At 57.3% G+C, this 10,418-nt stretch carries 5 protein-coding genes and 2 pseudogenes; 2 read left to right on the plus strand and 5 right to left on the minus strand.

Annotation, left to right across the window (positions count from 1 at the left end):
- Positions 1-220, plus strand: a pseudogene (locus BLS48_RS36650) (hypothetical protein); the annotation flags it as partial.
- Between the two features lie 160 nt (positions 221-380).
- Here BLS48_RS36650 and BLS48_RS33425 read toward each other — a convergent pair.
- From BLS48_RS33425 to tssK, 5 genes are all read right to left on the minus strand, one after another.
- Positions 381-1,970 carry a hypothetical protein gene (locus BLS48_RS33425; protein WP_038654566.1) on the minus strand — a complete coding sequence of 530 codons (1,590 nt, stop codon included), beginning with the start codon at positions 1,968-1,970 and terminating at the stop codon, positions 381-383.
- Between the two features lie 330 nt (positions 1,971-2,300).
- Positions 2,301-5,894 (minus strand): type VI secretion system membrane subunit TssM, encoded by a 3,594-nt coding sequence (tssM, locus tag BLS48_RS33430; RefSeq protein WP_091586572.1) that lies wholly within the window; start codon positions 5,892-5,894, stop codon positions 2,301-2,303.
- 11 nt (positions 5,895-5,905) lie between these two features.
- The gene (icmH, locus tag BLS48_RS33435) at positions 5,906-7,156 is read right to left on the minus strand and encodes a type IVB secretion system protein IcmH/DotU (RefSeq protein ID WP_240565386.1); all 1,251 of its coding nucleotides are present in this window, start codon (positions 7,154-7,156) and stop codon (positions 5,906-5,908) included.
- Positions 7,157-7,208: 52 nt separating this feature from the next.
- The gene (gene tagH / locus BLS48_RS33440; protein ID WP_091586574.1) at positions 7,209-8,582 is read right to left on the minus strand and encodes a type VI secretion system-associated FHA domain protein TagH; all 1,374 of its coding nucleotides are present in this window, start codon (positions 8,580-8,582) and stop codon (positions 7,209-7,211) included.
- Between the two features lie 26 nt (positions 8,583-8,608).
- Positions 8,609-9,946, minus strand: a complete 1,338-nt coding sequence (gene tssK, locus BLS48_RS33445) for a type VI secretion system baseplate subunit TssK (protein ID WP_038654562.1) — start codon at positions 9,944-9,946, stop codon at positions 8,609-8,611.
- Positions 9,947-10,226: 280 nt separating this feature from the next.
- Between tssK and BLS48_RS33450 the strand changes: the two are divergent.
- A pseudogene (locus tag BLS48_RS33450) lies at positions 10,227-10,418 on the plus strand (IS256 family transposase); the annotation flags it as partial.

The following is a 10,418-nucleotide window of genomic DNA, read 5'->3' on the forward strand; positions in this document are numbered from 1 at the left end:
GCCATGCAAATCTGGAACAAAATCGCGTGTCTCGCCGCAGCGTGACAGCCGTCCCGGCCAGCTATCGCTGCATCAATCCGCTGATAACTTTACAGTGCCATGCCGCCCCTTCTTCGTGCCCATTCCGCCGGCGTTGTCACGTTGTTTGCAATGTGACAACGCCGGAGGACAACATGCCTCCGTCGAAACGGGCGACGACGGACTTGCCGCCGACAGATGACAAGCCGCTCAGCGGCAGCGTAAGATCATTCATGGCGGGTGTGGTCTCCGGGAAATGAGTCGGATCGGCCTTAGCAACCAAATCCTACGTTATTTCAACGGCTTGCACTACATCCGCCAACCCACCATGAATTTTTCGGGCTAGGGCATTACTTGAGCGGCTATGCGGCGGGTGCGGCCGCGGCGAGAGAGGCTTTGATGCGCTTCAGTTCGCTGCCGACACTCCCGATTCCTTCCCGCAGCGTCTCCCCGATTGGTATCGGAGCGAAGGCCGCCGGAGGATTGTCAAGCAGTTGGATGAATTGGTTACTGTTGAGGTCGTGAAGGATCGATTCAACAATTGCTTCACCGCGCGCGATCACGCCAACTTTTAGCTCGGCCTCTTGCTCATTTAGAGCGCTAAGCTGGTTCGAGACCGCATCATTGACCTTCAGGATGATCTCGTCGACAGACTTCCAGGTACCACCGAGGGCTTCGACGTCGTACTTCTTGTTGATTTTGCTCTTCGTGTCCTCCCAATGCACCAACACGGCCTCGCGGCACACTTGCCATTTAGCTTGCATGCTGCGAACTGTGGTGGCGAAATCCTCTTCCAGCTTATCGATCTTATTGAGGCCAAGCAGGGCGATCAGTTGATTATCGTTGCCCAGCTGCTGCTCCACCACGGCAATTAGACGCTCCACAATATCGCACCTGTTGGCAGCATTGCCTTCTTCTTTGGGCCATTTCGACGACACCAGCATGGCGAGTCTGTCGGAGCTCGCGGTTTCCAGAGGATAAGGAAGCCGTCGCTCTTGTGCCTCTGCCTTGGTCATTCGGAACAGGGTTTCTACGACCTCGTCTTGATCGACCAGGTCTTTCGAAACACGTTCGAGATCGATCCCATCTATGACGATCGCTTCACGCTCAGCGCCGTCGTCTACGCCCGCTTCATCCGGCTTCGTTGGGCGATCTGTTTGCATCTCATCGCCATCGGGTGCCTCGTCCACATATTGGAGATTTCTCCGATTGTCGTCGTAGGCCAGCATTAATAGCAGCCTGCAAGTGAAGTTGTGGAGGGCATTCTCTCGCTCTTCAAGCGGCGTTGCCGTCAGTATTGCCTTGAGCCAATCGGCGATCTTATTAGTCAATGGGCCCAGCTCAGCGGTTTGCATTAACCCCGTTTGCCGACTAATCCGATTGGAGTGAGCTGCGATTGACGCTGCCGAAGTGGCTATGGTTTGCTTCAGTCCTTCAGAGAGAGATTCCGGAGCGCCTTCCGCCACATTCTCTTTGACGACTTCCTGATTTTCATCCGAAGGCAGGTCGTCAGAGTTCGCCTGGGCTGCGATTTCAAATCGGTTGAGGTCTTCTTCACTCAGGGGCTCAGCCTCCTGTATGTCCGGGAGGCTTACTCTCAGGTCCTTGAAATAACGCCTCATTTGGGTCTTGATCGCCATAAATTTGGCCATGCCTCCTTTGGCCAGCCGTACGACGATGACGCCCTCTTGGTTCATCCTTCCTGTACCAGATCTCAGAAACTTGAAGTCAATGGGCTCCTGAACACCTTTGGGAGTTTTATAGCGCATATCTTCCAGAGTTCGCCGCAGACTCGTCAAGCCTTTCTTCCGCACTAACACCACCGGCTTCTTTTCTCCGGCAATGACAATAGTACCGACGGCAAAGCAGAATTCCAGTCTTTCGTCGGATTGGGTGCTCCTCATCACGGACAAGAACCGCTGCGCTATTTGTGTACCATGTACCTGGCTCATTATAGATCTCCACTTTGGTTAACGCAGATTCAATTACGTTTAAGGATGGGCCCGCAAAGAGTCGTCAATCCCGCCCGATTAGTTCTCACGGCATTTCACGCGCAGTAGGTCAAAGCCATGATCGGGATTTAAGCACGACCGTCCTGGTTATTAATTTGGCGAAGAACGGCGTCAGTCCGCTTGTACGGGGATCGGCCGTGGACTCTGCCAGTCCCATCGGCATTTGAGAGGCAGTCTCGGAGTGGCGCCTCGTGCAGATGAAATCCTCCTGTGGTAGCACCTCTCTGTAGGAGCCGCAGGACGTACGTGTGGCAGCAACAGTGGGCCTCCTCAGATTTGTGGGCATCGGAATCGCGATAGCATGTTGCCAGATAGTGGGTTGTTCAGGGTGTCCGCCTGGAGGATGAATGTCGCCCAGTGGCGGCCAGCCGCTATCCGTACATAAACCTCGTCGGTCGCTACTTGAGGAATCGCCTTCCCTTCGTCCAATAGTCGAAACAAGGCCCAGGGGCCTACCTTCGAAAGGGCAGCAGGCGCGAAGCCGTTGAAAGTGACCGAAGCGCCACCGAGGCCGCCGACAGTGGGCCAACGGAAACGCACAGGTTTGTATGCTCCTCGTCGCTGCGTGATTTGCTGGCCGTCGATCTCAACCACCACCTCGTCGGTCGACCGATCGGTATCAGCGACGGTTAGCAGAAACTCGATTGACGGCTGACGACCGGCATCCTTGAACATAGAGTCCCGGATTGCGGCTGCTCGCTTGAATTGTGCCAAGGACTCCCGGTCGATTTGTAAATCGACGCTTCCCGTGGACTGTACTTCCCGCGGGCCCGAAGACCTATCAACAAAGGGAGCCAAATACTGCGCAGAAAACGTGTCGATAAGCCCATCCCTGCTGAACAGCCGAGCGAAATCTTCTAAAGGAGCGTCTCGACGGGATTTGCGGCTGAAGGGATACCGTCCTGCGGTTACCCGCCGACATAAGTCGCCAGCACCTTCTGCCCACAAGCTGGCGACATGACGTTTTGCCTCGCTCATGGACAGTTTCGAGCTTAACCGGCCCACGCTCAGGATCCATTGCCGAATGGGTGGCGGCAGATTGGCGGCTCCCGCTTCGATTTTACGGATCGCGATAGCGGTTTCATCACCCTTCACCGACGAGTGTGAGCCGGCGAGGCCCTGCATTTCACCAATCGATTGGTAAAGAGCAGCAAGATCGCTTAAAGCGCTGTCGATCGGCGCTTGAGCACCTGGGGGGCTGTTGGGCGGCACATCGACAAGTTGGTGTAGCCATAGAAAATGCACATCCGTATAGAGCTGGCCATGGCTTTCAGGAGTGTCGGCGACAGTCGGCGATCGGAAGATTGACTGAAGATCGCTTTCGGATGGTTCCTTCTGAGCGCTGCCTTTACCTTCGGTCGGCGTGTCGCGTTCGGGCGGTTCACCGAGCTTGGTCTCCTGTGCCGCTGCGGCAAGGAACAAGCGCACCGGCGAGGTGGGTGCTGAAAGCGCGTTCAGCGTTCGCAAAGCGTCATCGACACTCGCCATTGGCCGCAGCGAAATGTCATTAATGAGTTCGTCCCAACCAACCGCAAACTCCTGAAAGTAGAGATCCATCGCCGCCCGTCGCAACGTCTCTTCCGCTTCACCTGTGGAAGTGGTCGCCTGGTCGCCAAGAACCCAACCTTCTGCAGCAACCGCGTGTGCTACCTGTGGCAGCAGGCGCAGGAATGTCCCATGGAAACCGGCTAGGGTGTAAATACCGGCGATGCCAGTGTTGAGGGGCTGTCCTGATTTGCGCATCAAGACGTCCCCCCCCATCGATCCGGCGTGGTCGGACAGACGCCATGTTGGCAAGTTGGCGGCCTGAGTACTGTTTGTGACGATGTTGAGCACACGACGCGGCATCGAGAGGCGCTGAAGCTTTGCGCGGCTCTTTTCGATCAATTCGCTGTTGAGATCGATAGTTAGCGGCGGGTTGTCCAAAAGGGCATCAAGGTGATCGGCCAACGCACGACGAAGGGTGGCGTCGGCCTCAGCTGGATACATCCCCTCCCAGTCGAGGGTCATCCACTCATTGATGTCCTGTGGCTGGAACGGTCCACGCCCCCCAAGCATCAAATAAATTTTCAGCGCCGGATAGAGGAACGGAGGGTCGTCCTGGTGTTCCGCTAGTAGTGCTTCCAGTCGGAAAGCTAGGCGGGGCAGCAAGATCGTCTCTAGGCCCCGGCGATAGGCCTCATGCGCTTGTATCCGAAGGTTTTCACTTTGAGCTGAAACTAATCCCGAGAAGTTGTTTTCCGCTCTGGCGGCTTCGTCATAGTCGGTCTTCACGGTGCGCAGCCGCTCCAGCAGCGGCAGAACTGGTCGGAGATCGCTACTGTCTACCCGGTCGAGGCGCAGTTTCCCCGCTTCCTCGGCATAGCTGCTGGCCGCTAGACGAGCCCCTTCCATCAAGTGGACATTGCGGCTGTAGCTGACTATCAAGAAGGCAGCTGCTGAGGCCATAGCTGCCGCGATTGTCGTGCACAAGCCATATTGAATCCACCGCTGTCGGCGTTCGACACGGGGATGGGCTTCAACAAGTCCAGCGTTGGCGAAGACGACCTGACGAAGCAAACGAGTGATGAAATAACTACGCTTCTGGTCGGATGAAATAGGGGTGGCCGGCAGAGAGATGCCGAAGGTCGGAGACCTGGCCCCCGCAATGCGATCAAAGGGCGCACCCACCTGCATTGCGCTCACGAAGTAGATGCCGCGGAGCAAGATCGGGACCTCGTAGGCGTTGCGAGCGAAGGCCTCCTGCAGAAATTGATGGGACAGATGCTTGAGGCTTGCGACCTGCTGTGGGAAGCTGAACACAAGCGCGCGCCGGTGGATGTTGCTCTCTTGCTGCAGTCGTTCAAGCAGCCTGTCATTGAGGCGCCCGACGAGTGTGTCATATTCTGCAGCGTAAGAGTCCATCGGATCGCCTTCACTTTCCGATGGCTGTTGCGCGAAAGTGAAACCCCATACGGCCTCGCGCCCGTCGCGGCCGAGGTCGTCGAAGAACTCGCTAAATCCCGCTATTAGATCGCTCTTGGTGAGCAATATATAAATCGGCAGCCGCAATCCGAGTTCTTCATACAGCTCAAGGATCCGCTGCCGGATGCATCTGGCGTGATCTAAGAGCTCCTCCTCGGATGACGAGCTCAGCTCATTTATCGCGATTGATACCAACACCCCGCTCAGCGGCTGGTGCCGACCCCTGCGGCTGAGCTGACGAAGGAAGCCCTGCCATACCGCTCTGTCCTGTTCCGGGTTGCGCTTCTGAACCATGTAGTATCCGGGAGTGTCGATGAGCACGGCATGATCCGTGAACCACCAATCACAATTGCGCGTGGCCTCGACCACGCCGCCCGATTTCCGGCTGAGTTTTTCCTCCAATGGGAAGCTGAGGCCAGAATTGGCAAGGGCAGCGGATTTTCCCGATCCGGGCGAGCCGATAATCGCGTACCACGGCAGTTGATCGAGCCGCGGCTTGCCGAGAACGCTGTGTCGAGGAAGCCGCTTTAGCGTAATACGAGTTTGGCGAAAGCGAGCTGACATGGCTTTTGCTTCGGCAGCGGCGCTGGCTCGCGCTCCGTCCCAATCGGAAGAAGTCGATCCTCCACCATCCGCCTCTTTTTGCTTTGTCCCGATCCCCTCCAGCATGCCGGACACTCGTCCAAGGAAAAAGTCTTGAACGTTGCCTTGGATCATGTAAATCACGACGTACGCGATCGGCATTAACGCTGACGCCGCAAGTTGTTCACCAAGGCTGTCAAGTGGGATAAACCCTCCAATTGAGAGGTGCCGTCCAAAAATAAAGATCATAGCAGTAGCTATGGCGACTGCTATGACACCGAGCCAGCGGCCATCGAGCGCTCTCTTGAATGACTGCATGGGGCTAACTCTCAGTGTGGCTTCGTGATTATGATTTCGATCCGGCGGTTCTTGGCGCGGCCTTCTGGCGTCTGGTTCGAAGCGATCGGTTCTCCGCTACCTCTGCCTTCTTCCCGCAAGTGGCCAGACTCACTCATCGTCGATCTGATAATGTCAGCCGCTGCCTTGGCACGTGCCATTGAGAGGTCTTGGTTGGAAAGATAAGCACGAGATCCGATCGGCATCGAGTCTGTGTGTCCGGTCAAAAGAACCGCCCCGGGCTGCTCGTTCAGGCCTCGCCCAATCCGCAGAAAAAGCGGAACGAACGTATCCTTCACGATCGAACTTGCGGAGTCGAACATCCCTGGGGCACGGATGGTTACCACAATCTGGTGCGCATCCTCCGTGACAGCGACCAACCCATCGCGAATTTCCGCGCCTAAAAAGCGACGCAGTCGATCGCCACTCCTCAGGACTGGGGGCGGTGCTGCGGTCCTCGCCAAGCTCACCGCTCCACGCGGCTCTAGAGTTGCCAGCCTAGCAAGGACTGCATCCGACTGGCCATCGAGTGCAAATAATAGCCCGGTATAGAGCGACAGAAGGGCTGCTGCCCCGGTAGCGCCTGCGGCCCAAGATGGAACGAATCTACTGGACGGTCTTCGCGCCGCGGCCCGTTCTTGCCAGTGTGGAGATATGTCACGCTCAAACTTACCACGCGCTGCCCGGATCAGGCGGTACGTGTCCTCGCACAACACGCTTATCTCGGAGGCCCCACGCGCGGCCACCCGGAAGCGACCCTCGAAGCCCAACCGCATGCAGTAGTAGAGGAACTCCAGCAGGTCGAGGTCGTTTGTCGGGTTTTTTTTCATTTGCTCTAGAAGCTCGAAAAAGCGATCGCCGCCCCAAGTCTCGCCGAACAACGTTCCGACCATGCTTCGCGTTGTCCAGACGCTGTGGCTACCCCAAGCCGTATTCAGCACGATGTCATCGATCGTGGCACAAAGAGCGTATTTGCTGATCTTGATCGTCCGCGTCGGCAGTCCGAGCGACATTATTCCACGCTCGAATGCATCGATCCCTCGCAACACCCGCAAGCGCAACTCTTCGACATCAAGTTGATCCGAACTGGTCTTGAGGTGAGCACAGAGGCCCAACAGCGCTGCCGCAGCCGCGACCAGCGGATTGAGCCGGTGAAGCGTTAGCGTTTCCCAGAGCGGCTGGTCTGATATCGGCGGTGACGAAAGAGCCGAAGGGCCAGGGCCGACTGCGAGGTCGGGACGCAAGACGGTACCCTCAGTCGGTATGGCTACCGGTTCCATTGGGCGGACTCTATTATCATGGCTTGTGCCTTGTGCACGCTAGCGATGTTCTCACGACCCGGAGGCTAAAACTCGACTCAACACTCTGAAGCGTTTCAGTCTCGATGTCGGAGACGACGGCATTGAAAACTCGGCAGTACTCGTCCCAAAGCCTAGCTTTCCGGCTGCCGAGCCAGAGCTTCCTGCTCCGGACAATCGACGCCTCGATCGCTTTAGGACAGAGGCGTTCACGGGCACTGGGTAGAGCCTTGTGCAGTGCCGTTAGCATCGGACCCTCATGCGCTGTGATGTCAGCAGGGGCCTGCTCGACGGCGACGTCTCCATTAAGGAGCCGCGGGATGTCGGTGCATAGAGCCCTGCGCAAGGCGTCCTTGGCATTCAGCATCAACTTCAGGGTGTTTTCGATCGGCTGCGCGGTGCTCGTACACTGATGGCCGGATTCGTGCCGGGCGTGCTGGCAAGCGGAGACGGTACTACTGAGACCGACGAAGGAATTCAGAAGCATCCGCCCCGCACGATCCATGATCGTTGAAATATCAGCTTGCCCGAGATCTGCCAGAGATAGCCCACAGGCGGTGAGAAAGGCCGCTATAGCAGCATGATTTTGCCCGCCAGACTCTGTCTGCCCAGCCACGATCGGATGAGACAACTGCTCAGGCGCCGGCGGTGACGGGGCTAGGCCGGTTTCTACAGGAGGGTCTTTGTTGACGCTGGTGAAGCTTGGCCCAATTCTCGCCGCCTGTTCCGCTGAGAGCTCTGTCGCAAGATCCCACTCCTCCGGGATGATCTCGACGCACGACAACGGCTGCACGAAGATGCCACACTGGTCCGGTATACGATCTGGATAACTGTCCATCTGCCAAGCTCCAGCGGTGGCTGGCGATAAGTCTTGCTCGGCGTCCAAGAACGACGACGGCGGAAAGTCTCTATCGAAGGACTCGACGAACGAGAGTCGAGTGGTCTTACCAACCGACATGGCAGGAGCCATCTCAACCACCCCCAGAAGATCCGACGCCTCAAGTGCGCCTAGAGTGCGCGGCTCGCCTTCGGCAGAATCCTCCATGGAAGCTACATCGACCTTGATCATGTATCCGCCAATTCGAACGATATCACCGGCCTCCAAGATAACAGGCAGGTCCGACGGCAGCGGCTTAGCCCCGTCATTCAACGATGTGCCATTGCCGTTGGGCTCGATCAGCAAGAATTTCCCCTCCGCACGTTCGATCGAGAAGCGGTGCGTCGAGACTGTTTGCTGATCATCCGACAGAACAAACCCATTGTCCTCGGACACGCCTACCGACAGTCCGCCAACTGACTCAATTAGCCAGCTCATACCGCGTTTACCCGATAGGCCGGGTCCCGTATTCGTTACACGTAGAACGAGTGGCATGTTGAACCCGCATTCGCGAATGGTGGCTATTGGGACCGAATGGCCCAGAGTGCCATGTCGAGATTTGGGAAATCACCGGCCACGTGCAGCGCCAGGCCAGCGGAATGAGGCATGTCCTTCCAGAGGCGGCTCTGCTGATCGATCTCAAAGTAACTGACGCCGACATGGAAGGGGATCTGCCTTGGGGCGACCGGGAGACGGTTGATGCTGATCCCCTGCAGCGCGACATTGACCAACTCTTTGATCTTCTCAGCTGGGCCGATCTTGATTTGGCTGGGAAACTCGCGCTGTAGCCGCTCGGTCTCAACATCGGCTCGCACGGCTATCACGAAGCTCGCGGTCGTAAACAGCGAACGGTCAAGCACCTCGGCGAGATGGACACCGTATTTATACTCCCGCAGCGGCAAAGGTATCGCCGTCCGTTCTAGCACAGTGCTTAGCGAGGATCGAATCGAACTGATCACCGGCGCAAAAGTGTGCGACAGAGCGTCGTGCTTGTAGCCGGCGAAGGACGGGGGACGCTTCTCGTCCCGTGAAAACGTGGCCAGCTCACCAGCCAACTGGACCGTGAGGCCGTACAGCCCCACCGGATTCACGCCTGCTACTTTGGAAAGGTATTCGAAGTAGGGCTCATAACGATTGATCGCCTGGAGCAGAAGGAAATCAGCAATCTCGGCCACCCCGCGCGTGCCCGACTGCGACACCCGGGCTGCCAGCGCCTCACCTCGATGGTGAAGCAAGCCGGTGATTTCGGTCACGTAGTTCGACAGGACAGGGGAACTGGCGCAGTCAGGAGTTGGTGGGATGTAGTTCTCATCGAGAATGATTTGACCGTCGGCCCGGACCTCAATTAGGCGTGCTATAGGAAGACAGGCGAACCCCGCGCGATTTGCTACGTCCGGCAAGAGCTGAAAACGCAGCCGTGCCACCTCAATGGAGGCGCCGCCTCGCTCGCCCGCATTTGTGTCGACAAGATCTTGGACTGCAACCTCAAAGCGGGCCGGGACGTCGATTTCTGCTCGCGCATCCGTTTCTACCGCCCCTGGTTGATAGAGGGATACTGCCACGTGGATGAGTGAGTCGCGGAGATCGCCCGGAACGCCGTACGGAGTGGGCTGGTCGGCGTCATCTGGAATGCTGAACGGAGTCCCGTCCGGCAAAACGCCGCACGCTGTTTCGATAGCGATCTTACCCAAGCCAAGCAGCTCGCGATTGAGCCGGAGCTGGGTGATGCCCCAGCCATAACGCTGCAAAGCGGCCGTTCTGCTGCGCACCAGCTTTTCGACGTAACGGTCGTTTTGCTGAAAATGCTGCGGTCGGAGGAATAACCCCTCCGACCAAACGACCTTATTGTCCCAAGACATCCGCCTGGCTCCGCGTCATTCGATAAATCAAGTCTTCAATGAGACGGCTGTAAGGCATCTTTCTGAAATCCTTATATGCGCAGTTAGTATGCAGCCATTAGAGACAGGACTACAGGCTCGCTCTTGCCATGGCTGCATATCAATTTCGCATTCCACATGAGGCCTGTGGCCTGCTGCCGGTGAGCTATGGCGGAAAATGGGTGATGACGGTTTGAGAAGGGCGGCGTATCGAGGCGGGTGATTGAAGCCTGCCAGAACCTCTCAAGGAGAGCGATACGCCATGAACGAGACTATCAACATTGTTCGCCTTCGTCAGCCCGACGAGATCGATGATCCCCTGACGGATGTGCTCCGCACCGGCGCGCGCAAATTGCTGGCGCAGGCGATCGAGATGGAGGCCGAAGCGTTTCTTGCCGAGATGCGGGATCTGAAGCTGCCGGACGGACGTGAGCGGCTGGTCCGGCACGGTCGC

It is taken from the genome of Mesorhizobium qingshengii, from assembly GCF_900103325.1.
Taxonomy (GTDB): Bacteria; Pseudomonadota; Alphaproteobacteria; order Rhizobiales; family Rhizobiaceae; genus Mesorhizobium; species Mesorhizobium qingshengii.

Excerpts from the sequence above, each read along its gene's own strand:
- BLS48_RS33425 (WP_038654566.1), bottom strand. The coding sequence starts at position 1,970 with ATGAGCCAGGTACATGGTACACAAATAGCGCAGCGGTTCTTGTCCGTG.
- tssM (WP_091586572.1), bottom strand. The coding sequence starts at position 5,894 with ATGCAGTCATTCAAGAGAGCGCTCGATGGCCGCTGGCTCGGTGTCATA.
- tagH (WP_091586574.1), bottom strand. The coding sequence starts at position 8,582 with ATGCCACTCGTTCTACGTGTAACGAATACGGGACCCGGCCTATCGGGT.
- tssK (WP_038654562.1), bottom strand. The coding sequence starts at position 9,946 with ATGTCTTGGGACAATAAGGTCGTTTGGTCGGAGGGGTTATTCCTCCGA.